This is a genomic window from Empedobacter brevis NBRC 14943 = ATCC 43319 (assembly GCF_000382425.1).
GTDB lineage: Bacteria > Bacteroidota > Bacteroidia > Flavobacteriales > Weeksellaceae > Empedobacter > Empedobacter brevis.
The window spans coordinates 37,845-61,066 of sequence record NZ_KB908296.1 but is presented as its reverse complement, the minus strand read 5'-3'; the positions used below and the strand labels follow the sequence as shown (position 1 = coordinate 61,066).

The following is a 23,222-nucleotide window of genomic DNA, read 5'->3' as shown; positions in this document are numbered from 1 at the left end:
CAACATGAAAAAATTATTTAGTTTTTTACTCTTTCTAATTACGTTTCAAGTTTTTTCACAAAATACTGAATTATATTTTGTAGATCCCAAAACAAATAATAGAGTCAATAATTTTGTTAATATTGATGTAAAATATGGTACCCCTACAAAAGTTACTTTAAAATTAAAGTATATAGGAAGCATGGGACAAGCTGATTCTTATAATTGGTGGATAAAAGAACAATTGTCAAGCAGTTCGGTAAATACAACTACGATAACAAACTCAAGTGGAGCTTTCACTAGCTTTTCGTCATGGTCTAAAGACATTACTTTCACGATTAACAACAACGTTAATAGCAATTCTCAAAAACAACTAACATTTAACTTTACTAGTAATAGTACACGTGCTCCATATGCAGAAAGCTACACATTATATATTAATGTCAATAACTTATATAATAGTACTGGTGGTGGAACTGGAGGAGGAACATCTAGTGGTACTGGTGAATATTTGACTGATGGAACTGGAACTTGTTCGAGTGCTCCAAGTGGAGGAACTCAACAAATTATAAATAATAGACATCATATATTTAGATGGAATTCTGTCAATGATGGGACAATGCCATATACAATTGCTTTAAAGATAGGAAATGAAAATTGGAACTTCTTTACAACAAATATGAATAGTTTTTCTAAAACTCTAGATCCTTATACAGACGTTGTTTGGGCAGTTAGAGCCAACTGTAAATTATGGAGTAGCGTGACATATAATACATGTACTCAAAATGCTACTTTTGATAACGCAAATTTAACTAGCCTAAATATTCAAGCAAATAATATTTTAACTATTTCAAATTCTACGCTTAAAAATTCAAATGCAAGAGGAGGTAAAGTGATTGTAAAAAATTCTAAAATTCTTCCTAAAACTAGAGTTTATGTGCAAGGGTGTAATGTAAGAAAAAATGAAAATAGTATAGATAATATTACCTATAGTGATATCCTATCGGAAATTTCAGATTCTACAACTATTACCAACAATATTATTCCTACTTCAACTTTTAAAACAACTACAGGAAACACTTTCACGATCTCTCCTAACCCAACATCAAATCAAGTACAAATTAACAGTACGGTCGGGATTAATGAATGGTTCGTGTATGATATCAATGCAAAAGTTGTTTTATCAGGAAATAATAAAAATACAAACACGCTTAAAGTTAACCTCCAGAGCTTAGCTGCCGGCTTATATTATTTCAAATTCACAGATACAACTGGTACATTACATGAAAAAACAATTATAAAAAAGTAAATCTCTCCAATACTTAAATAGGAATTCTAAAGCCAAGTATTACAACTTGGCTTGTTTACAAATTATTAAACAAAACAATTATGAAAACAATTTTATTATCAGCTTTAATGGCATTTATTGGCTCAACCTCTTTATTTGCTCAAATTAACACAAATGCTTTTGACTTATCATCAAATGATGGAAATTTTTTACTTAGAAAACCAAGTCTTGGAGATACTAATTGGAAAATCGCTTTTGCTCCTTATAAAAATAATTTAATCATTAACCCTTCAAATAGTTTCAGTGATGGAGTTGTTATAGAAAGTAATTTGAGCTCAAAAAATTTAGAATCTAATGATAAGTTTATAGCATTCAATACATGGTTAAATCTTACATACAAAAATGAAACAATTGCTTCGCATGGTATGACTAGAATTGGTGATTATCTTAATATCTCTGGAGCTGATGGACAGCGTTTTTTTACAGAGGGAAGTTTAAGATTTCTTATTCATAGAAATGGAAATATTGGTATAGGAACAGAAAATCCGGATGAAAAACTAACTGTAAAAGGAAAGATACACGCAGAAGAAATCATTGTAGACTTAGCTGTACCTGCAGATTATGTATTCCAGAAATACTTTACAGGAAAATCTGAGTTGAAAGCAGATTACGAGTTCCCTAAATTAGAAGAAGTAGAAAAATTTGTCAAAGAAAATAACCATTTACCGGGTATTCCTTCTGCAAAAGAAATCCAAGAAAAAGGTTTAAAAGTTGGCGAAATGAACAATCTTCTTTTACAAAAAATAGAAGAATTGACTTTGTTACTAATTGAGCAACAAAAAGAAATCAATGCCTTAAAACAAGTTGTAAATAAACAATAGTAGTATGAAAAAATTATTTAGCTTTTTACTAATTTTCTTTTTAGGAATTTATGTCTTTGCTCAATCATTTTTACCTACATATGATTCTAAAACTGGAACTTTAAAATTCAACTCTTTACAAGAGCTAAATTCATTTATTGATTATTATAGTGTGGAAGAAAGAGAATCACAGCTAACTAGTATCATAAATAATTTTAAAATTCTTGGGTTTAAAAGTTTGTTAGATGAATCATGGAGGTTACAACAATATTCTGAAGGTTTAATAGAAATTCCTAATGAAGATATTGAAGAAGATATATATATAGCTGACGATCGTTTAGCAATGCTCTTAAATTCTAATAGAGAATTAATTGTCAACAATCAATTCTACTTATATAACGATGTTGGTGTATTTTTTTCCAATACAACGAATATTCAAAGCTTAAAAAATGAAGTTGTTTCAGCTAATTTAATGGGCAAATCCTCTCTTATTAATGAACTCACAAAAAAAGAGACTGTTTTACATAACAACCTGCCTGTTTATGCATTAAATAGTAATGTTTACTTTTTCCCTTTTGATTATAAAAATAGTGTTACTTATCATTCTGAATTCATAGGAGAAAATAAAGGAGGTACACCTTCAAATGTACTTAATCCTTACAATTTAGTTAGTTGTGAATTTGATGATAGTGGCTTCTTTGAAAGTTTACTTCCTGGAAGCTCAGAAAAATGTATAGATCATTTTGAAGATAAAAAAAGAATTGTCACGAAATTCAGCAATCAAAACTATCTGATTTTTTCTTCTGCTTATGCAAAAGTAAAGTCTCAAGAAAAAAAGAAATTTATTATTAATTATTGGAATAAAACCAAATATGCTGATTTTTTGGAACTAGGATTAAGTAATGTTGCCTTAAAGTACCCCAAACAACTTCCTTCTCTTCCTACACAAGCAAGAAATGCAAATATTGTCATTAGAAATAATTTTTCAGGATCTATTATTTCTAATAATGGTTTAGATTTCAAGTATGATCCTAAAAACTTTTTTGACAATTGGCCTTTCAAAAGAGATATTGTTAATTATGAAATTTATTATTTTGCTGGATCTACAAAAGTTGATAGTAAAGTTTTGAATAATCTTATTAAAACTGGAATAGACCAATTAATAAGAGTTACTGGAAAAAGTTTTGAAGATTTATTCTCTAGTACAAATAATACAAAAGTTGGAATGGCTATAGATACTCCTGATGGTATTTATTTTGTAAATTATGGTAACAAAATAAGAAAATATAATACAGACAAAATTGAATATACTTGGGATTTTAATTTTTTAATTTCATACAAAGCAAACGCTGAGAATCCTTTTAGCGGAAACTTCAACATATTTAATTCAAAAACATACGAAGTGATTGATTTAGACATGTATGGCGCTGCAAAATATAATGGAATTATGAGAGGAAGACGTATTTTTTCAGAAAAAGAAGTTATTAAAACATCAAAAAAAGATTCTGACAAAGATGGAGTACAAGATGATCAAGATGCTTGTATAAACCAATTTGGGTTAGCAAAAAATAACGGATGTCCTGCAGGAATATTAAAAAACACTGTCTTATTCAATGATAGATTTAATGAACCTAACAATTATTTAGGAGGCTGTGAAAATTTAGAAATAAAAAGTGTAGAGTATCCTAATATTATGAGAAATCTACAAGGTATGAATTCTATAAATTTAAACATTCCTGCTGGTAAACAAATTAAAATAAAAGGAGATTCTGAAATTAAAATAAAACCAAATAATAATAGAATTACCTTATCAATAAATCCTAATATTTGCAACATACAAAATGTTTCAACATTAACTAAAACTTTATTAACAGATAATTCAACCATATCTGAAACCAAAACAACTCAAAACGATTTCACAATTTCACCAAACCCAACCTCAAGCCAAGTACAAATTAACAGTACGGTGGGGATTAATGAATGGTTCGTGTATGATATCAATGCAAAAGTTGTTTTATCAGGAAATAATAAAAATACAAACACACTTAAAGTTAACCTCCATAGCTTAGCTTCCGGCTTATATTATTTCAAATTCACAGATACAACGGGTACATTACATGAAAAAACAATTATAAAAAAGTAACCCGCTTAATCACTAATTCTTATAGAGTCAAGTAATACACATTGTTACTTGACTTTTTTCATAGATTTTATAATAAAGACTATATGTGATACAATGAAACACAAAACAGAACGTATTTTAATCTTCCATTATTTTTCTTTTCTTGTATCTTCATTTATTTTTTTAGCTTACTCAACTAATTTATTCCTTAAATTTGTTCTCAATATTTTAAACTAAATTATTTGAACTATGTTCCTCGAGAATACCTTTAATCATAACAAAAAAAGTGGATGGATAGAAGTCATCTGTGGCTCAATGTTTTCTGGTAAAACCGAAGAACTTATACGCCGCCTAAAGCGTGCTGAATTTGCTAAACAACGTGTCGAAATTTTCAAGCCTACTGTAGATACACGCTATGCTGAACGCGAGGTCGTTTCACACAACCAAAATTCCATCACTTCGACTCCGGTCGAGTATTCTTCTGCAATTTTACTCTTGGCCGATGACTGCGATGTTGTCGGAATCGATGAAGCACAGTTTTTTGATGATGGAATTGTAGATGTCGCCAACCAACTTGCAAATCAAGGAAAACGTGTTATTGTAGCCGGTTTAGATATGGATTTTAAAGGTCGCCCTTTTGGTCCAATGCCCAATTTAATGGCCACAGCCGAATATGTAACAAAAGTACATGCGATTTGTGTTCGTACAGGAAATTTAGCGAACTATTCGCATCGAAAAATTGACAGCGATCGCCTAGTAGAATTAGGGGAAACATCAGAATACGAACCATTAAGCCGGGTTGCTTTTTGGGAAGAATATAACAAACATAAAGTTGAAAACGTATAATCTAAATCAAATTTCAAGTATCATCAACGGTACTTTGATTGGAAATGGAGACGAAGTCATTGATCAAATTTTCTTTGACTCTCGTATGATTGTCAATCCTGTCCACGGAATTTTCTTTGCTCTTCATGGCAATCAAAAAGATGGGCATTTGTATTTACAGGATGCTTATCAAAAAGGAATTCGAAATTTTGTTGTCGAAAAAGCATTGAATAATTTGCCAAATGCAAATTTCATTGAAGTCAAAAACCCTTTAATGGCTTTGCAAAATTGGGCGAAAAATCATCGCAAACAATTTCATTTTCCTGTAATCGGAATTACAGGTTCTAACGGAAAAACAATTGTGAAAGAATGGTTGAATCAATTGTTATGGAAAAAATATTCCATCGTTCGTAGTCCAAAAAGTTATAACTCTCAATTTGGAACTGCTCTTTCTGTTCTGCAAATGGAGGAAAAAAATGATTTGGGAATTTTCGAAGCCGGAATTTCGATGCCGAATGAAATGCAAAATCTCGAAGAGATTATTCAGCCAACAATTGGAGTATTGACAAAAATTGGAGAAGCTCATCTAGAAAATTTTAAAAATCAAGATGAATTGATACAGGAAAAACTGAAATTATTTTCGAATGTAGAAAAGTTAGTTTTCAATATCGAAAATGAAAAAGTTCATCAAGCAATTCTTGAAAACGATCATTTAAGAAAAATAGATAAATATACATATGGTTATTCCGATTCTGCCACTGTTCAGATCAAGCAAATCCTAAGCAATCAGACCAATACGCAAATTTCTATTTTACATAATCAAGAAACATTCTCTTATTTAATTCCTTTTACCGATGATGCTTCGATTAAAAACAGTTTAATTTGTTTGACCACTTTAATTAGTTTAAACATTGATTACAAACAACTTAAAAATGAATTTAATCAATTACTCCCTATTGAAATGCGATTGGAAGTTAAGGAAGCGATTAATCATTCTATTTTAATTAATGATACGTTTAATTCTGATCTAAATTCGTTGAAAATTGGTTTAAATGTCTTAAATCAACAACCACGTGATAAAAAATCATTGGTTTTGACAGATATTTTACAAAGTAACCTTTCAGATGAAGACTTGTATCAGCAAGCTGCCGATTTGGTAAATCCCTATCATTTTGATGAAATCGTTTTAATTGGCGAAAAAATTTCACAATTCAAAACGCTTTTTCAATCCTATGTCCGTTCATTCAATTCAACCGAGGAATTTTTAGAGCAATTCAAACATCAACATGTCGACAACGAAGCGATTTTATTAAAAGGAGCTCGCCCATTTAAATTGGAGAAAATTTCGAATGAACTAGAAACGCGTTCCAACGATTCTGTTCTCGAAATTAATTTGCAGCACCTTATTGAAAACATAAACGTCTACCGTTCTTTGCTAAAACCAACCATAAAATTAATGTGTATGGTAAAAGCAAATAGCTATGGAGCCGGAAGTTTTGAAGTAGCCAATACCTTACAGAATAATGGTGTCGATTTTCTTGGTGTTGCAATTGCTGACGAAGGAAAAGAATTACGAGAAGCCGGAATTACGATTCCGATTATTGTCATGAATCCGGAGCAAAGTAGCTATTCAACACTCATCGATTATCAGTTGGAACCTGAAATTTACAGCTTGCGCGTTCTGAAATTATTTATCCAAAAATTACAGGAAAAACAAATTTCATCTCCATATCCAATTCACCTAAAAATGGAAACGGGAATGAACCGTCTTGGTTTTCATGAAGATGATTTTGAAGAATTAATTGCTGTCTTAAAAAATAATTCTCATGTCTATATTCGCTCAATTTTTACGCATTTAGCTACTGCTGACATGCCGGAAGAGCAAGAATATGCAACCTATCAATTGAATCGTTTTGACAATAGTTATGAGGCAATAACAACTGCGCTGAATATTCAACCGATTAAACATGCCTTAAATTCTCCGGGAATTGTTGCGTACGGAGCACATCAATATGACATGGTTCGATTAGGAATCGGAATGTACGGTTATTCGGAATATACTGATTTTATGGAAAAATATTTGAAACCTGTTGTCCGTTTTAAAACCGTAATTTCTCAAATTTCAGAAATCGAAAAAGGTGAAACCGTTAGTTATGGACGCCGTTTCACTGCTGAACGGCACACCAAAATTGCAACATTACCTGTTGGTTATGCAGATGGTATTCGTCGTTCGTTAGGTTACGGAAAAGGAAAAGTTGGTATTCATGGACAATTGGCAACCATTACCGGAACCATTTGTATGGATATGATGATGGTAGATGTAACTGATCTTCCTTGCAAAGAAGGTGACGAAGTCACTATTTTTGGCGATTTTCCTACTTTAGCTGATGTTGCAGAATGGTTAGAAACTATTCCATATGAAGTCCTGACTTCTGTCTCACAACGAATAAAAAGAGTTTATTACAAAGAATAATATAACAAAAGAGCTACTTTACGAGTAGCTCTTTTGTTATATGTTTAATAAAACTAATTTCTATGCAAAATTTGAGTAGATTTATAGAAGAATATGATCATTCTGATGATTCATTACACAATGAATTTGAATTAGAAATATCCACTGAACAAATTTTAACCCATTTAGATAATTTCATCTTATACGACGACGATTATCCAAATGAAATTTATGATTCATATAGACTTACACTTCAGCAAATAGAAAAACTGAAACCTTTTTTGAAAGAAAATACTTCTCTAATAGCAGGCTTTGTTAAATATTCATATTTCCTAACTTGTTATGCGGATAGTTCCAAATAAAAAGGTCCTATCAATAAATAATTGGCATTTAATTCGAAGCGATCAAACTGTCCAGTTTACGCTTGTATTCATCAGCAAATCCATATCCGCCACAACTGGTTCTTACCACATCTCCTTTCGTATCCATCAAAATTGACGCTGGCCAACAATGCAAAGAATGCTTTATTTGAGATTCATTCTTATAAGGCAGACTTCTATTATCAATAAAAATTGCAGAAGAATCGTACATTGAAACCACATCGTCTAACTTATTTTCCGGCTTGATATCTCCGTCAACAATTAAAACAAATTCAACATTATCCTTTTTATGTTTATCAATTAACTCATTAAAATCATCCGACATTTTTCCTTCAAAATCAACCTTATTAATCACAATAACAAGATTTTTACCAAGATAATTTTTAGCATCAAATTCTTTTCCGTCCATTCGTTTAGCTTTGAAATTTTCCGGATGACTTCCTTCATAAAAATCAACATTCTCTTTTTCCACAAAAGTCGGTTCAACTACTTCAGCTTCTTTTTTTGCACAAGAATTCAGTATACAAAAACAGATGAATAAAAAAACATTTTTCATGCGTTGTCAATTGATTTTTATCAAAATTAAAGATTTATTTATGAAATAGATAATCAAATCGTTCACTTAAAATTTCCTTACCTTTATTCCTCAATTCAGATAAACTTATGCGTAGATTTTTTGCTTTCGTAATATTACTTTCGTCTATTTCTTTTGCTCAGGAAAATACACAGGATTCTAGCCGATTAAAAGTGGGTGTCGTTTTGAGTGGTGGCGGTGCAAAAGGATATGCTCACGTGGGAGCTTTAAAAAAAATTGAAGAAGCCGGAATCAAAATTGATTACATTGGAGGAACAAGTATGGGAGCTATTATTGGTGGGTTATATGCTGCGGGTTACACTCCTGATGAACTTGAAAAAATAATGCATCAATTGGATATTTCTTCTTTAATTACGCAGAATAAAGATCGTGCAGAAATTCCTTTTTTCGAAAAATCGTACAAAGAAAAATACATTCTCGAATTACCTTTTGATAAATTTAAACTGACAATTCCAAATGCCATCTCGAAAGGACAAGGCCCTCTGGATTTGTTAACTTATTTGTTGCGTCCGGTTCATAATATTGAAGATTTTAACCAACTTCCTACTCCGTTTGTTTGTATCGGAACTGATCTCGAAACAGGCGAAGAAAAAGTCTTCCGCTCTGGTTTTTTACCACGTGTTATTCTCGCTTCGGGTGCTTATCCAACCATGTTGGATCCTGTAACTATTGATGGAAAAATTTATGTTGATGGCGGTGTTGTCAACAATTTCCCCGTAAAAGAAGTGAAAGATATGGGAGCTGATATTATTATTGGTGTTGAACTAGGAGACGGTTTACAGAAACGTGATGAATTGAATTCTGCAATTGATATTTTGAGTCAGATTATGACAATGAGTATTGTTAAAAAAACAGATGAACAGAAAAAATTAGTCGATTTATTGATTAAACCAGAACTAAAAGACTATGCTGTAACCAGCTTTGATGAAGTCGATTCAATTTACAAACGTGGATTGATTGCTTCTGAAAAAGTATTCGATCAACTGAAAGAAATTGGAAAAAGACAAAATGCATTAAACAAAACAAGAAATGAAATTAAACAAGAGGATTATGTTTTGGTAAAAGAAATTGAAATTGAAGGATTGAAAAATTACAACAAAAATTATATCGAAGGTAAGCTCGGAATCCGTACGCCTGAGATTATTAAATATGATGATTTAAAATACGGAATTTCGAAATTATATGCATCCGGAAACTTTAATAATATCACATATAAAATCTCAGAAATAAATGAAGATGAAAATCTTTTAACGCTAAAAGTACAAGAAAATAGATCCCAACAATCCATTCGCTTCGGCTTACATTATGATGATTTATTCAAGACCGGGCTGCTGTTAAATTTTACTTCAAGAAATTTATTTGTAAAAAATTCAATTCTTTCAGCTGATGTTGTTGTAGGTGATTATGCACGATATAACATTAATTTCTTCATTGATAATGGGTATTTACCGAGCATCGGATTCAATTCATATTCGCATTATTTTGATAAAGAAATTGACCTTAGAAATTTCTTTGGACAAGACAATATTTATAAAAAAGTAAATTATAATTTTCGCGAATACATCAATCAATTATACATTCAATCGACCATCAAAGAAAAGTTTGCAATTGGGATTGGATTAGAACATCAATACACAAAAGTTTTTACAAATAATTTCATTACAGCAAACGAAGATTTTCCTGCTAAATCTCAAGGTTATTACTGGAAAGCTTACGGGTATATTAAAGCTGATAATCGGAACAATGCTAATTTCGCCCGAAGTGGTTTAAAATTTGATGGAAGTTTCAAGTATTTGTTTGATTCTAATGTAGAAGGATTCGAAAATAACTATTTATTGGAATCTAGTTTAGAGGCAAATTTTCCGTTAAATAATTTCCTAAGTTACAGATTTACTGCTAACTTTGGAACCTTTTTCAACGATAATGTAACAATGCCTCAGAAATTTTATTTAGGAGGTTATGTTGAACAAGATTTTTTCAATTATACAAAGTTTTATGGGCTTCCTTTCGGATCGGCGATTGGAGACAATCAATTGGTTTTTGGATCCCATATCCAGGCACGTCTTTTGAAAAATCATTACACAGGTTTATTTATGAATATTGCAAATATTACAGATAGATTTGAACAGTTGAGTTTAACAGATTACAAATATCTTGGTTATGGTGTCACTTATGGATATGACAGCCCATTGGGGCCATTAAATTTCATTTGGAGTTATTCCCCTTATACCAAAAAAGGATTATTTAATTTAAGTTTAGGTTACTGGTTTTAGAACAATGATAGAATTATTTTACGAAACAGATTTTGAGTTAAAAGATGCTCAAACTTGGATAGATTGGATCGTAGAAAGTATGAAGAATGAAGGGAAAACGATAGAAGATTTAAACTATATTTTCTGTGATGACGAATACTTACTTCAAATTAATCGACAATATTTGGATCACGATTATTATACGGATGTGATCGGTTTCGATAATTCGATTGAAGACGAATTGATGGGCGATATTTTTATTAGTATCGAAAGAATAAAAGACAATGCAACGCAAAATAACGTTTCTTTTGAAAACGAATTGGCTCGTGTAGTCATCCACGGAATATTACATTTTGCGGGTTATATGGACAAAGAGCCGGATGAAAAAGAATTGATGACTTCTAAAGAAAATCAATATTTAGAAACGTTTAGTCACTATCTGAATTCATAATGTTCCACGTGGAACATTTATTATTTTAACAAGAAAAATAAGTTTACAAATCAAATGATATTTCAATCAGAATATGATGTAATTGTAGTTGGAGGTGGTCATGCTGGTGCTGAAGCAACAGCTGCTGCAGCTAATTTAGGAGCAAAAACGCTTCTTGTTACAATGAACTTACAAACCATTGGACAAATGTCTTGCAACCCGGCAATGGGAGGAATTGCAAAAGGACAAATTGTCCGTGAAATAGATGCCTTAGGAGGCTACTCTGGTATCGTAACAGACAAAACCATGATTCAATTTAAAATGCTGAATCAATCCAAAGGTCCTGCTATGTGGTCCCCACGTGCACAGTCTGACCGTATGCGTTTTGCTGAAGAATGGCGTTTATCGTTAGAAAGAACTGAAAATGTGGATTTCTTTCAGGATATGGTCAAAAATTTAATTATTGAAAATGGAAAAGTGTGTGGTGTCATTACAGCGATGGGAATGAAAATACGTGCTAAAGCTGTTGTACTAACAAACGGAACTTTTTTAAATGGTTTAATTCATATTGGAGAGAAGCAATTTGGAGGTGGACGCATGGGAGAATCTGCCGCTTTCGGTATAACAGAACAACTCGTCGATTTAGGTTTTGAAGCTGGTCGAATGAAAACAGGAACTCCTCCTCGGGTAGATGGCCGATCAATTGATTATTCTAAAATGATTGAACAACCCGGAGATGAAAATCCTTCAAAATTTTCGTACACCAATACACCTAAATTAACGAAACAACGTTCTTGTTGGATTACGTATACCAATCAGGAAGTACATGATTTATTGCGTGAAGGTTTCGATCGCTCTCCTATGTTCAATGGTACAATCAAATCAACAGGCCCTAGATACTGCCCGTCAATTGAAGATAAAATTAATCGTTTTGCGGATAAAGACCGTCATCAGATTTTTGCAGAACCTGAAGGTTGGGAAACAATGGAATTTTATATAAATGGATTCTCGACATCATTACCGGATGATATTCAGGCAAGAGCTCTACGTTCTGTTCCCGGCTTCGAATATGCAAAAATTTTGCGCCCCGGTTATGCCATCGAATACGATTATTTTCCACCAACACAACTGAAGCACACATTAGAAACAAAAATAGTTGATAATTTATATTGTGCAGGTCAAATCAATGGAACAACAGGTTATGAAGAAGCCGCATCACAAGGTTTAATGGCCGGAATAAATGCAGTTTTAAAAATTCAAGAAAAAGACCCTTTTATCTTGAATCGTAACGAAGCGTATATAGGTGTTTTAATTGACGATTTAATTACAAAAGGAACGGAAGAACCTTACCGCATGTTTACTTCTCGTGCAGAGTATCGTATTTTATTAAGACAAGATAATGCAGACGAACGTCTCACAAGAAAAAGTTTTGACATTGGCTTAGCTTCAGAAGATCGTTTGAGAAGAATGGAAGAAAAGTTTGATCAAGCTGAAAAGCTAGTTCATTATTTTGAAGAGCATTCAATCAAACCACAAGAAATAAATGATGTTATTGAAGAGCGAGACGGTACTCCTTTGAAACAACCAAATAAAATGATTGCTGTAATTTCTCGGCCTGAGTTAAAACTTTCTGATTTCACAAAATTAAACCGGGTAAAAGAATTTATTGAAGAAAATAAATACAACCAAGAAGAATTAGAACAAACAGAAATTCAAATAAAGTACAAGGGGTATATTAAAAAAGAACAGCAGAATGCTGATAAATTGCACCGATTAGAAAATCTAAAAATCCCCGTTAATATAGACTACAATTCTTTTGGTTCAATGTCAATCGAAGCTCGTCAAAAATTAACAAAAATAAAACCCGCAACTGTTGCTCAGGCATCAAGAATTAGTGGTGTATCACCAGCTGATATTAGTGTATTATTAATTTACATGGGAAGATAAAAATGGAAAACGTTCCACGTGAAACATCTCAGGAAAATCCTTCAAAAGAAGGATTTTCTGGTATTAAAAAATTAGACTTAAACGATTATTTTTTAACAGGAGAAAAATTCGAATTATTTGAAGATTTAAAAACAGAGGTTCTCTATACTCTCCCCCAGCCCATCGAAAATTTAGGTAAATATTACGAGAGTAAAAATTACATTTCGCATACGGATGGAAAAAAATCTATTTTCGAACGGTTTTACCAAATGGCAAAACAAATTAATTTAAACAACAAGTTAGAATTGATTGATCAAATTGCAAAAGGTAAAAAAGTTTTGGACTACGGTTGTGGTGTTGGAGATTTTCTGGAACACCTTCAGAAAAATGGATATGATGTTCTGGGAATGGAACCAAATAATTCGGCAAAAAAAATTGCGCAGTCAAAAATTGGGACAGAAAAAGTTACTTCTACAGAATTAGAACAAAATGACCAAAAATTTGATATCATTACGTTGTGGCATGTGTTGGAACATATCCCAAATTTGAATGAAATCATTATTCAGTTAAAAAATCATTTGACAGAAGACGGTAGGTTAATCATTGCTGTACCAAATCATAAATCGTACGATGCCGCATATTATGGAAAATATTGGGCCGCTTATGATGTTCCTCGACATCTTTGGCATTTTTCTGCAACAAGTATGAATAAACTTTTTAACAATTTTGGTATGAAAATTGAATCTACCCATCCGATGAAATTAGATTCCTTTTATGTGAGTTTACTTTCTGAAAAATATAAAGGCAATAAATTAGGATTTATTAATGCACTTAGAGTTGGTTTAAAATCTAATTCGAAAGCAAAAAAAACAGGTGAATATTCTTCTTTGATCTATATTATTAAAGCTGAAAATTAAAATAAGCTCATTAGAGCAACTTTTGATTAATCAGATGAATATTATGTCTATTTTTTTTTAAAACTTTATTAAATTCAATTTCTAAAAGCCATTTTTTGACTATAATCATAAATAAATAGCTATGAAAAAAAGTATTTTATTATTTGGAATATGCGCTTCAGCATTTTTAACTTCTTGTGCTTCTACAACTGTTGCAAAACAAGAAATACAAACAGGTAAAGAAGTGAGAGGAGCATGGACTTTAACCAATGTAGATTATGCAGGGTTAACAACAAACGAAGTTCAAGGTAACGTAAAAGTTACAGATGCTGTTTCAAGAGTTTTTGACACAGCAAATCCGGAATGCTATGAAGGTTCTGCTTGGAACTTGGTGCAAAACAACAAAAAAGGAACGTATACATTTAATAATGCAGGTGCAGATTGTCCGCAAGGAACTGCAGATATAATTTGGAACTTAGAGCAGGATGGTTCTACAACATATTTTATTTTTAAAGATGTAACAGGAATCAAAGCAAAACAAAATACTGCAGGATATAAAATGCGTGTAGATTATGTTGATGCAAATTCGATGAGATTGGTGCAAGACATCAATGCAAATGGAAAAATTGCTCAAGTAATTTATAACTTCCAACGTTAATCAAACAATTAAAAAACTTAGAAATTATGAAAAGAATAAATACTAAAATCGCTGCTATTGTATTAGGTGGGTCATTTATAATGTCTTCTTGTACAGCAGTACAAAATGCAAACAATACACAAAAAGGTGCCGGAATTGGAGTTGTTGCCGGAAGTGTTATCGGAGGAATCTTAGGAAACAATCTAGGAAAAGGTGGTAATACTGCTTTAGGTGCTGTTATTGGTGCTGCTGTTGGTGGTGCTGCCGGAGGTGTTATTGGAAACAAAATGGATAAACAAGCTCAAAAAATTGAACAAGTTTTACCAGGTGCTGAAGTCGTAAGAACTGAAGAAGGAATTAACTTAATTTTAGATGAAAACTCTAGAGTTACTTTTGAATACAACAAAGCTTCTTTAACTTCTGTTGCTAAAACCAATCTAGATAAATTAGTAGAAGTTTTCAACGAATACCCGGATACTGATTTATTAATCGTAGGACACACAGATAATGTAGGTTCACAAGCTTATAACTTACCTTTATCTCAAAAACGTGCACAATCTGTAAAAGATTATTTGGTATCGAAAGGAATTTCTTCTTCTCGTTTAACATCGAAAGGAAAAGGATTAGAAGAGCCTATTGCTGACAATACAACTGCTGAAGGACGCGCTCAAAACCGTCGTGTAGAAATTGCAATTACTGCAAATGCTAAAATGAAAGCTGATGCAGAAAAAGAAGCTGGTCAAAAATAAAATCAGATATAAAATAAAAAAAGCGTTCTAATTGAACGCTTTTTTTTGTTTCTACAGGTTTTGAAATTTATTTAAAATTAACCACAAACCATTTATTATTAATTTTTTCCAACGTGACTTGGTATGTTTTAGTAGATTGATCTTTCAAATTAGCATGAACCTCAACCAAAGCAACTTTTTCATCAGCATCTAACACTTTTGCATCATTAATCGTCGCTTGCTCCAGATTCTTGATTGCATCATCAGAAGAAAATTTCTGAAAAGTAGACCATTCTCCACTCCTTGTTAAAGCAAAAGCTCCCGAATAATTTTTCTTTGACAAATTTGTCATAAAACGATTGGATAAAGACTTTACCATTCCTGCTTCTTTACTCACCTGTATAGGAACGTTGTCCACTGCAGCAGAATCAACAACAGGTGTCGCTCCAACTAAATCCAAAGGAACTTTTATTGCTTTACGATTCGTCAAATAACGGTCTGAATTCGGTATACGAACTAAAATATCCAAACGATCATTCTTTATTTTAGAAGCGTCTAATGAAGCATATTTAATGTGAATTGCATTCTTTCGATACAAATCATCCAAAGAATTAGGATCTATTGTTGAACGAAACGTATACACAATATTTCCAGAATTGAAAATTTCTATTGTTGCTGTTACAGCTTGTTCCAATTGAATTTCCGTTCCCTGCGCATTATAGAAAAATGGTGAAATAGAAATTCCGGAATCATCCTGCTTTAAACTAAAATCAAAGCGCTGAACGTTAGAAGTTGGTTCAACTGGCGTTTCTACAATCTCTGTCGTTCCGGGTTTTGGAATTCCGTTTACTAAAGGCACTTGATTTCTATTCCAAGTAAATTTATTTTGCAAAGCAACTTTTTCTGCGATATCAAAAACTTCATCAACCGTTTTGCCATCTAACAATGTACGAACAGTAGCCCAACGAGACTCGTTGTCCATTGTTTGACTTGTATTATACTCAAAAATAATTTGTAAAGCCTCCTTAAACTTATCTTGTTGCAAAACAGGTAAGGCCTTCGAAATTTTATCAACCGTCTCACTAAAAGTTTGTTGAGAAGTTGAATCTATTTCGATGTTATCATTTTTGCAACTGATAATCATTAATGCAAAAGATGCAATGATTAATAAACGTTTCATATTGTATCGGTTAAGACGTTTTTAATAATTTTTTTATAAACAGTAAATATACTAAATACTTGTATTGAAAATGTTTTTTTATACAAAAAAAGCAGACCACACGAATGAAGACTGCTTTCTCTATAAAACAACTAAAATATGAAAAAATCTATATATTCATTGGAACTTCAATCAACATCAATTGAGTTCCTTCTGATACATTGAACGAAAAATCGCTCGTATCTGTTATCTCAATAACATCTCTTCTTTCTAACTTATTTCCATCAAACTCTACTTCCCCTTCTACAACCATAAAGAAAATACCATTGCCTTCTTTTTGTACGTTGTACATTTCTGTTTTTTCTTCTGTGTAATTACCCAAGAAAATCCATGCATCCTGATGTATCCAAACACCTTGATCCTCTACATGAGGAGAAAGAATCTGGTACAATTCATTCGTTTTTGCAACATCACGAATAGAAATTTGCTGATAACGTGGCTCAACATTCTGTTTGTTTGGAATAATCCAAATTTGAAAAAAATGTCCTTCCTGATTTTCATAAGCGTTCATTTCACTATGAAAAACTCCTGTTCCTGCACTCATCACTTGAATATCCCCAGACTCGATAATAGAACCTGTTCCCATTGAATCTTTATGTGTAATTCCTCCTTTTGTTGGTATAGTAATAATTTCCATATTATCATGAGGATGTTTTCCAAATCCCATTCCTCCCGTAATAATATCATCATTTACAACACGCAAAGCACCAAAGTGAATACGTGAAGGATCATAATAATTAGCAAAACTATATGAATGACGAGTATTTAACCATCCGTGGTTAGCACCTCCTCTCGATTCAGATTTAAATATTTGGTAATTCATCGTAATTAATTTTATACAAATTTAAGGTTGGTATCCTTCTTATAAATTGATATGTGATAAGTTATTCAATTACAAACAGAATAAAAATAAAATTCAGTTTTTTTAAATTTATTAATTAAATGTTAAAAATATTTTATATTTTAGCTTTCAGTTAACACATGAGACATATATATGCTATCTATTTCAGGCGAATCTACATTTAATGTGATACTTTGGATTTTATTTCAAATCGTCTTGGTAATTATAGTAGCAGTCATTTTGTATAAGGTTTATAAAAAGCTTACAAAATGAAAAAGGTTCCGAAATTTCGGAACCTTTTTAGTTTATTTTTTTACTTCATCTTCTTCCACTCTATAATTTTATCACGGATAAATTCAGCCAACTTCACTTTACTCTGATGTGTCCACCCGGCAATATGAGGAGCTAAAACAACATTTTCTGCTTCTATCAAATATTGGAATTCTTCTGGCAAATCTGAAGCAACTAAACGTTCAAAGCTCGATTTCTCAAATTCTAATACATCCAAAGCTGCTCCTAAAACTTTTCCGGACTTCAGTGCTGCGACCAAATCTTTTGTTACAACCGATTTTCCTCTCGCTGTATTCACCAAATAAAAAGGGTTTTTAAAACGAGAAATAAATTCGGAATTCACCATTTTCATCGTCTGCAAAGTCTGAGGGGTATGCAAACTAACAACTTGAGCCTGTTCAAAAAACTCCTCTAAAGTCACTTGCTTTGCAAAAGCATTGCCTTTATCGGATAAAATATCATAGCATATCACATTCACCTCAAAACCTTGTAAACGTTTTGCAAAAGCATTGCCCATATTCCCATAACCAATAATTCCGACAGTTTTTCCTTTCAGCTCATCACCACGATTTTCTTCTCGTTTCCATATCCCATTTCGAACTTCATTATCTGCTCTTCGCAAATGATGCATCAGCATCAGCAACATCCCAATCGCATGCTCACCGACAGCATCACGATTCCCTTCCGGAGAATTAAACAAAACAATATTGCGCTCAGCAGCATAATCTTCGTCAATATTTTCTAAGCCTGCCCCTACTCTACCGATAAATTTTAAATTGGTTGCTTTTGATAAAAAATCTCTATCTATTGGAAACCTACTCCTTACAATTAAACCATCATAGCTACTAATTTTTTCTTCAATGACTTCTTTTGGTGAAGTATAATCTTCATCAACTATAAATCCTGCTTCTCGAAGTCCATTATTTAAACATTCATGGTTAGAATCTAAAGCCAAAATTTTATGAGATGTTTTCATTCTAAAAGTTTCATCAAATCTACAACGAATGCAAGTAAATTAATATAAATTGAAAAGAAAAATGGTTATAAACAAAACGTTTATAACTAGGTTAATAATATTTTAATTCATTGAATTACAAATAGTAATATTGTTAATTAGTAATAAAAAAGAAGAGTTGTGAAGAAAAAACTAACTGTTGTAAATAATTTTTAAAGCATGTGGTAACACCTTAACTTTTACTTGAAGTGAATTTGTCTTATGAATCTCGCCATCAAGTTGATATGAAATTGGTTTAGAATCCAAACTTTCTATTTTAAACTTTTTTACTTTCCGATATTGTGCTTTATCTAGCAAATCAATCTTTTTAGCTAGTACTAAAACTGAAAAATAAAACTGCTCAAAAACATCCAAATCTTCTATCATCAACAAATCGAGTTCTCCGTCAGATAGATCAGCTTTTGGTGTAAAAGAGATTCCATAACCGGCAATATTAGAATTAGAGCAGAATAAATAATAAAAATTTTTCTCGATAATAACATTATCTATATAAAGTCGAAACAGTTTTGATTTATAGTTCAACAATGTTTTCACCGAAGCATCCATATATCCCGTAATCGTACGTTTCTGGTTTTCTTCATAGGTTTTGATGACTTCAGCATCAATCCCAAAACCAAGGTTACTAAAAAAGTATTTATCCTCTACCCGACCAACGTCTATGGAATGAACAGCATGTTTTCTAATAATGTCAATGGCTTTGTTCATATCTTTCGGAATAGCAAGATTCATCGCTAAACCATTCCCTGAACCGGCAGGAATTATGCCAAGAGGAATATTTGTTTTCACTAAAGCACTTGCAACTTCATTGATTGTACCATCGCCACCACAAGCCACAATGACATCCGATTTTTCGGCCACAGCTTCTTTCACCAATTCTTTTGCATGAAATTGATAGGCTGTTTCTTTCAGCACAATTTCGTCAGATGAATCAAATTTTGATTTTAAAAAATCGAGTGAAATATCATGTTTTGCATTTCCGGAATTAGGATTGACAATGAAAGTGTACTTCATTTTTTGGGAATTGGATTTTATCGAACTACAAAAATAGGAAATCTAAAAGAATCTAGCTATTTAACCTCTTTTTTTAAGGAATAACTATCAAAAACTTTCTAACTTTGTCTTATGAAAATTAAAGAAATTCAAAACGAAATAGTCGACGAATTCTCATTTTTTGACGATTGGGAACAACGATACGAATATTTAATCGAACTAGGAAAAAGTTTAAAGACTTTACCTGAAGATGCTAAAACGGACGATAAAATTATTAAAGGTTGTCAATCTTCTGTCTGGTTAGATGCAGAATTAAATGGAGAAACAATTGAATTCAGCGCTGATTCGAATGCTATTTTACCAAAAGGAATTGCTGCTCTATTGGTTAGAATGTACAACCATCAAACGCCAAAAGATATTTTAGCATCTGATACAGATTTTATTAATGAAATCGGCTTATCAGAATTTCTATCTCCTACACGGGCAAATGGATTATTGGCCATGATAAAACAATTCAAATTTTATGCAATTGCATTTCAATCGAAACAAAATAACCAATAGATAAAAGTATAATCTAGACTCAACCACAAACATACATGAACGACTTTTTAGGCCAAGCATTTGTATTTCTATTTTCTGCTGTAATCTGTGTTCCGATTTCAAAAAAACTTGGAATGGGCTCTGTTTTAGGATACTTAATAGCAGGAGTTTTAATAGGACCATACGTTTTCGAATTTGTTGGAAAAGACGGAACAGATATTATGCATGCGACAGAATTTGGCGTTGTAATGATGCTTTTTCTTGTCGGATTAGAACTTGACCCAAAAGAATTCTGGAAGATGAAAAACAAAATCATCAATCTGGGAGGAATGCAAGTTTTAGGTACTATTTTGATTACTACTTTAGTCGGGGTATTTGCTTTGAAAATGAATTTTTCTTTGGCTGTTTCAATCGCGTTTGCAATAACCATGTCTTCAACTGCAATTATTATGCAGACACTGAACGAAAAAGGACTTACAAAAACAAACATTGGGAAATCTACTTTCTCTGTTTTATTGTTTCAGGATATCATGGTTATTCCAATTTTAGCAATTATTCCTTTATTGGTCGGAGATTCGTTAATACAATCCATAGGAGATGATTCTAAAAGCTTATTAGTAGGTGGGCCGGCATTTATGAAAACATTGGTTATTGTTGGAGCCATTACGTTTATTTACATTATCGGGAGGTACATTATTACACCATATTTTAAATATGTTGGACAATTACAGGTTCGTGAAATTTACACAGCATCCGCTTTATTATTAGTTATTGGAGTTTCAATCTTGATGCTAAAAGTTGGAATTTCACCCGCATTAGGTGCTTTTATTGCAGGTGTTGTGTTAGCAAATAACGAATACAAACATCAATTAGAAAGCGATATAGAACCTTTTAAATCTCTATTATTGGGAATATTCTTTATTGCGGTGGGATCTACCATAAACTTTAAATTAATTGCCGAAAAACCATTGATGATTCTTGGATTAACATTCGGAATTATGTTAATAAAGTCAGTGGTTTTATGGATCATAGGAATTAAGCATAAATTCGATTTTGACCAAAAATGGTTGTTTATCTTGCTTTTATCCCAAATCGGAGAATTTGCTTTTGTCATCTTATCCTTAACACGAAACCTGGGTATTCTAAACAAAGAATGGTACGATTTAATGTTAGCGACAACAGCAATTACAATGGTCATCACTCCTCTACTTTTGGTATTAAATGAAAAATTAATTTTAAAATATTTTGGTGTAAAAACGAAAGTTAAAACCATTATTCAAAATGATAAAATAAATCCGAATTCTGCCGATGGTGAAATTATTATTGCTGGTTTTGGAGATTTTGGAAATACAATTAGCCGTGTATTAAAAAGTACCGGAATAAAATCTATTGTATTGGATAATGATAGCGAGCGCGTTGAAAAAATGCGCAAACAAGGATTTAATGTTTTCTATGGTGATGCTACAAATATTAATTTATTAAAATCTGCCGGAGCAGAACATGCAAAATATTTTGTGGCGGCATTAGATCCACCGGAAATCAATCAGAAATTAGTCCATATTGTCCGCAAAAATTTTCCAAACTTAGAAATTATTGTACGTGCAAAAAATCGTAGCTACGCCTATAATTATTTGAAAGAAGGATTGAATGAAGTTTACCGGGAGAACTTTTTCTCATCGGTTTATGTTGGAAGACAGATTCTGTTAAAATATGGATTTTCGTACGAAGAGGCCTCTAAAATTGGAGAGATTTTTATAAAAAGTGACCGAAAATCGCTGCGTAAAATTGCCAAACATGCCGAAAATTCTGACCAGTATTTTGAAGCTTCAAAACAAGAGTTTGAAAAACAAATGAAAATGGTTGCAAAAGAAATGAACAATAGAAATCATGGAGAAAACGACTCATAAGAAAATATTGGTTCTGCGTTTTTCTGCATTAGGTGATGTCACAATGATTGCACCTGTTTTACAAGAATTCATTGAACAACATCCAACTGCAGAAGTTTATGTTGCTTCGCGTCCTTTTATGGAAAGTATTTTTAAACAGTTTCCACAAATAAAATTTATTCCTGTTGATTTGAACAAAAACTATAAAGGTTTTTTTGGACTGTTCAAATTATACAAAGAATTGAAATCATATCATTTTGATTATGTGGCTGATTTTCATAACGTTATTCGATCTAAAGTTATCACAACTTTCTTTCAATTAAATGGAACGAAAACAGCTACTTTAGACAAAGGTAGAGCGGAAAAAAAAGCACTCGTTCATCAACAAAATCGTGTTTTTAAACAACTCAAATTAACAACAGAGCGTTATGCTGATGTTTTACGAAAACTTGGGTTTACCGTTCATTTAAAACATGAAATACGCCCAAAAGCAAACAAAGAACATCAATCTGTCGGAATTGCTCCTTTTGCAGCATTTACAAGTAAGATGTATCCTATTGAAAAGATGAAAATTGTGGCCACAAAATTAGCCGAAAATGGCTACAAAGTATATTTGTTCGGGGGTGGAAAAAAAGAAGTCGAAGAATTAAAAACGTGGGAAAATTTTCATTCCAATATTACATCTTTAGCAGGAACAATTTCTTTTGAAGAAGAATTACATGCTATTGCGAAACTGGAAACAATGATTTCAATGGATAGTGCCAATATGCATTTGGCTTCGTTAATGGGAACGCGTACAATTTCTATTTGGGGCGGAACACATCCTTATGCCGGATTTTTAGGTTATGGACAAGCTATGGAAGATGTTATCCTGGATGAAACCATGAAATGTCGACCAACTTCTATTTTTGGAAAAGATCCGAAAGAGTTTGAAAATTATGATTATTTCCAGAATCTTAGTGCAGAATATGTTTACCAACAAATCATCCAACGATTAAAAAAATAATAAAGGTTTTTGAAAATCATTTACATAAAAAAACCTCCCCTCAATAATTGATGGGAGGTTTTTA

Annotated in this window: 20 protein-coding genes; 15 read left to right on the top strand and 5 right to left on the bottom strand. The window is 32.1% G+C overall.

The genetic code is table 11. From position 1 onward, the window contains the following. Positions 1-4 precede the first annotated feature (4 nt). The 6 genes from H277_RS0110245 (at position 5) to H277_RS0110220 (ending at position 7,888) form a co-directional block, all read left to right on the top strand. Positions 5-1,288, top strand: coding sequence for a T9SS type A sorting domain-containing protein (locus H277_RS0110245; protein WP_019975503.1), 1,284 nt, complete (start codon positions 5-7; stop codon positions 1,286-1,288). 80 nt (positions 1,289-1,368) lie between these two features. After that, a complete protein-coding gene (locus tag H277_RS20380) occupies positions 1,369-2,148 on the top strand; it encodes a hypothetical protein (RefSeq protein WP_019975502.1) in 780 nt (259 codons plus the stop codon). A 4-nt stretch (positions 2,149-2,152) separates the two neighbouring features. Then, on the top strand, positions 2,153-4,270 hold the full coding sequence (locus H277_RS0110235) for a T9SS type A sorting domain-containing protein (RefSeq protein ID WP_019975501.1): 2,118 nt from the start codon (positions 2,153-2,155) through the stop codon (positions 4,268-4,270). Between the two features lie 228 nt (positions 4,271-4,498). Further along, a complete protein-coding gene (locus tag H277_RS0110230; protein ID WP_019975500.1) occupies positions 4,499-5,095 on the top strand; it encodes a thymidine kinase in 597 nt (198 codons plus the stop codon). Continuing rightward, positions 5,082-7,547 (top strand): bifunctional UDP-N-acetylmuramoyl-tripeptide:D-alanyl-D-alanine ligase/alanine racemase, encoded by a 2,466-nt coding sequence (locus H277_RS0110225; RefSeq protein ID WP_019975499.1) that lies wholly within the window; start codon positions 5,082-5,084, stop codon positions 7,545-7,547. Before H277_RS0110230 ends, H277_RS0110225 begins: the two co-directional genes overlap by 14 nt. A 62-nt stretch (positions 7,548-7,609) precedes the next feature. After that, entirely contained in the window at positions 7,610-7,888 is a 279-nt protein-coding gene (locus H277_RS0110220) for a DUF7683 domain-containing protein (protein WP_019975498.1), read from the top strand. Positions 7,889-7,916: 28 nt separating this feature from the next. On the opposite strand, the gene H277_RS0110215 is transcribed toward H277_RS0110220, so the two are convergent. Next, entirely contained in the window at positions 7,917-8,462 is a 546-nt protein-coding gene (locus tag H277_RS0110215; protein ID WP_019975497.1) for a peroxiredoxin family protein, read from the bottom strand. A 107-nt stretch (positions 8,463-8,569) separates the two neighbouring features. Here H277_RS0110215 and H277_RS0110210 point away from each other — a divergent pair, with 107 nt between their 5' ends. The 6 genes from H277_RS0110210 (at position 8,570) to H277_RS0110185 (ending at position 15,391) form a co-directional block, all read left to right on the top strand. Further along, the gene (locus tag H277_RS0110210) at positions 8,570-10,774 is read left to right on the top strand and encodes a patatin-like phospholipase family protein (protein WP_019975496.1); all 2,205 of its coding nucleotides are present in this window, start codon (positions 8,570-8,572) and stop codon (positions 10,772-10,774) included. Between the two features lie 4 nt (positions 10,775-10,778). After that, a complete protein-coding gene (ybeY, locus tag H277_RS0110205) occupies positions 10,779-11,204 on the top strand; it encodes an rRNA maturation RNase YbeY (protein WP_019975495.1) in 426 nt (141 codons plus the stop codon). Between the two features lie 54 nt (positions 11,205-11,258). Then, positions 11,259-13,130 (top strand): tRNA uridine-5-carboxymethylaminomethyl(34) synthesis enzyme MnmG, encoded by a 1,872-nt coding sequence (gene mnmG / locus H277_RS0110200; protein WP_019975494.1) that lies wholly within the window; start codon positions 11,259-11,261, stop codon positions 13,128-13,130. 2 nt (positions 13,131-13,132) lie between these two features. Next, positions 13,133-14,026 carry a class I SAM-dependent methyltransferase gene (locus H277_RS0110195; RefSeq protein ID WP_019975493.1) on the top strand — a complete coding sequence of 298 codons (894 nt, stop codon included), beginning with the start codon at positions 13,133-13,135 and terminating at the stop codon, positions 14,024-14,026. 121 nt (positions 14,027-14,147) lie between these two features. Further along, positions 14,148-14,663, top strand: coding sequence for a hypothetical protein (locus H277_RS0110190; RefSeq protein ID WP_019975492.1), 516 nt, complete (start codon positions 14,148-14,150; stop codon positions 14,661-14,663). Between the two features lie 26 nt (positions 14,664-14,689). After that, on the top strand, positions 14,690-15,391 hold the full coding sequence (locus H277_RS0110185; protein ID WP_026357530.1) for a YiaD family glycine zipper/OmpA-like lipoprotein: 702 nt from the start codon (positions 14,690-14,692) through the stop codon (positions 15,389-15,391). Between the two features lie 67 nt (positions 15,392-15,458). Here H277_RS0110185 and H277_RS0110180 read toward each other — a convergent pair whose 3' ends face one another. The 4 genes from H277_RS0110180 to H277_RS0110165 form a co-directional block, all read right to left on the bottom strand. Next, complete coding sequence (locus H277_RS0110180; protein WP_019975490.1) at positions 15,459-16,550, bottom strand: DUF6694 family lipoprotein; 1,092 nt, start codon at positions 16,548-16,550, stop codon at positions 15,459-15,461. A 148-nt stretch (positions 16,551-16,698) separates the two neighbouring features. Beyond that, positions 16,699-17,412, bottom strand: a complete 714-nt coding sequence (locus tag H277_RS0110175; RefSeq protein WP_019975489.1) for a pirin family protein — start codon at positions 17,410-17,412, stop codon at positions 16,699-16,701. 331 nt (positions 17,413-17,743) lie between these two features. Next, a complete protein-coding gene (locus H277_RS0110170) occupies positions 17,744-18,697 on the bottom strand; it encodes a 2-hydroxyacid dehydrogenase (protein ID WP_019975488.1) in 954 nt (317 codons plus the stop codon). 171 nt (positions 18,698-18,868) lie between these two features. Next, on the bottom strand, positions 18,869-19,747 hold the full coding sequence (locus H277_RS0110165) for a diacylglycerol/lipid kinase family protein (RefSeq protein WP_019975487.1): 879 nt from the start codon (positions 19,745-19,747) through the stop codon (positions 18,869-18,871). Between the two features lie 111 nt (positions 19,748-19,858). On the opposite strand from H277_RS0110165, the gene H277_RS0110160 reads away from it, so the two are divergent. Genes H277_RS0110160 through H277_RS0110150 form a run of 3 tightly spaced genes read left to right on the top strand, consistent with a single transcriptional unit; the run spans position 19,859 to position 23,158 of the window. Continuing rightward, entirely contained in the window at positions 19,859-20,287 is a 429-nt protein-coding gene (locus tag H277_RS0110160) for a SufE family protein (RefSeq protein WP_019975486.1), read from the top strand. A gap of 35 nt (positions 20,288-20,322) precedes the next feature. Beyond that, positions 20,323-22,173 carry a monovalent cation:proton antiporter-2 (CPA2) family protein gene (locus tag H277_RS0110155; RefSeq protein WP_019975485.1) on the top strand — a complete coding sequence of 617 codons (1,851 nt, stop codon included), beginning with the start codon at positions 20,323-20,325 and terminating at the stop codon, positions 22,171-22,173. Next, complete coding sequence (locus H277_RS0110150) at positions 22,154-23,158, top strand: glycosyltransferase family 9 protein (RefSeq protein ID WP_019975484.1); 1,005 nt, start codon at positions 22,154-22,156, stop codon at positions 23,156-23,158. The genes H277_RS0110155 and H277_RS0110150 overlap by 20 nt, the downstream gene beginning before the upstream one ends. Positions 23,159-23,222 lie beyond the last annotated feature (64 nt).

Coding starts and splice junctions, on each gene's coding strand:
- H277_RS0110220 (WP_019975498.1), top strand. CDS start 7,610: ATGCAAAATTTGAGTAGATTTATAGAAGAATATGATCATTCTGATGAT.
- H277_RS0110150 (WP_019975484.1), top strand. CDS start 22,154: ATGGAGAAAACGACTCATAAGAAAATATTGGTTCTGCGTTTTTCTGCA.
- mnmG (WP_019975494.1), top strand. CDS start 11,259: ATGATATTTCAATCAGAATATGATGTAATTGTAGTTGGAGGTGGTCAT.
- H277_RS0110165 (WP_019975487.1), bottom strand. CDS start 19,747: ATGAAGTACACTTTCATTGTCAATCCTAATTCCGGAAATGCAAAACAT.
- H277_RS0110160 (WP_019975486.1), top strand. CDS start 19,859: ATGAAAATTAAAGAAATTCAAAACGAAATAGTCGACGAATTCTCATTT.
- H277_RS0110215 (WP_019975497.1), bottom strand. CDS start 8,462: ATGAAAAATGTTTTTTTATTCATCTGTTTTTGTATACTGAATTCTTGT.
- H277_RS20380 (WP_019975502.1), top strand. CDS start 1,369: ATGAAAACAATTTTATTATCAGCTTTAATGGCATTTATTGGCTCAACC.
- H277_RS0110180 (WP_019975490.1), bottom strand. CDS start 16,550: ATGAAACGTTTATTAATCATTGCATCTTTTGCATTAATGATTATCAGT.
- H277_RS0110230 (WP_019975500.1), top strand. CDS start 4,499: ATGTTCCTCGAGAATACCTTTAATCATAACAAAAAAAGTGGATGGATA.
- H277_RS0110210 (WP_019975496.1), top strand. CDS start 8,570: ATGCGTAGATTTTTTGCTTTCGTAATATTACTTTCGTCTATTTCTTTT.
- ybeY (WP_019975495.1), top strand. CDS start 10,779: ATGATAGAATTATTTTACGAAACAGATTTTGAGTTAAAAGATGCTCAA.
- H277_RS0110175 (WP_019975489.1), bottom strand. CDS start 17,412: ATGAATTACCAAATATTTAAATCTGAATCGAGAGGAGGTGCTAACCAC.
- H277_RS0110170 (WP_019975488.1), bottom strand. CDS start 18,697: ATGAAAACATCTCATAAAATTTTGGCTTTAGATTCTAACCATGAATGT.
- H277_RS0110235 (WP_019975501.1), top strand. CDS start 2,153: ATGAAAAAATTATTTAGCTTTTTACTAATTTTCTTTTTAGGAATTTAT.
- H277_RS0110155 (WP_019975485.1), top strand. CDS start 20,323: ATGAACGACTTTTTAGGCCAAGCATTTGTATTTCTATTTTCTGCTGTA.
- H277_RS0110195 (WP_019975493.1), top strand. CDS start 13,133: ATGGAAAACGTTCCACGTGAAACATCTCAGGAAAATCCTTCAAAAGAA.
- H277_RS0110190 (WP_019975492.1), top strand. CDS start 14,148: ATGAAAAAAAGTATTTTATTATTTGGAATATGCGCTTCAGCATTTTTA.
- H277_RS0110245 (WP_019975503.1), top strand. CDS start 5: ATGAAAAAATTATTTAGTTTTTTACTCTTTCTAATTACGTTTCAAGTT.
- H277_RS0110185 (WP_026357530.1), top strand. CDS start 14,690: ATGAAAAGAATAAATACTAAAATCGCTGCTATTGTATTAGGTGGGTCA.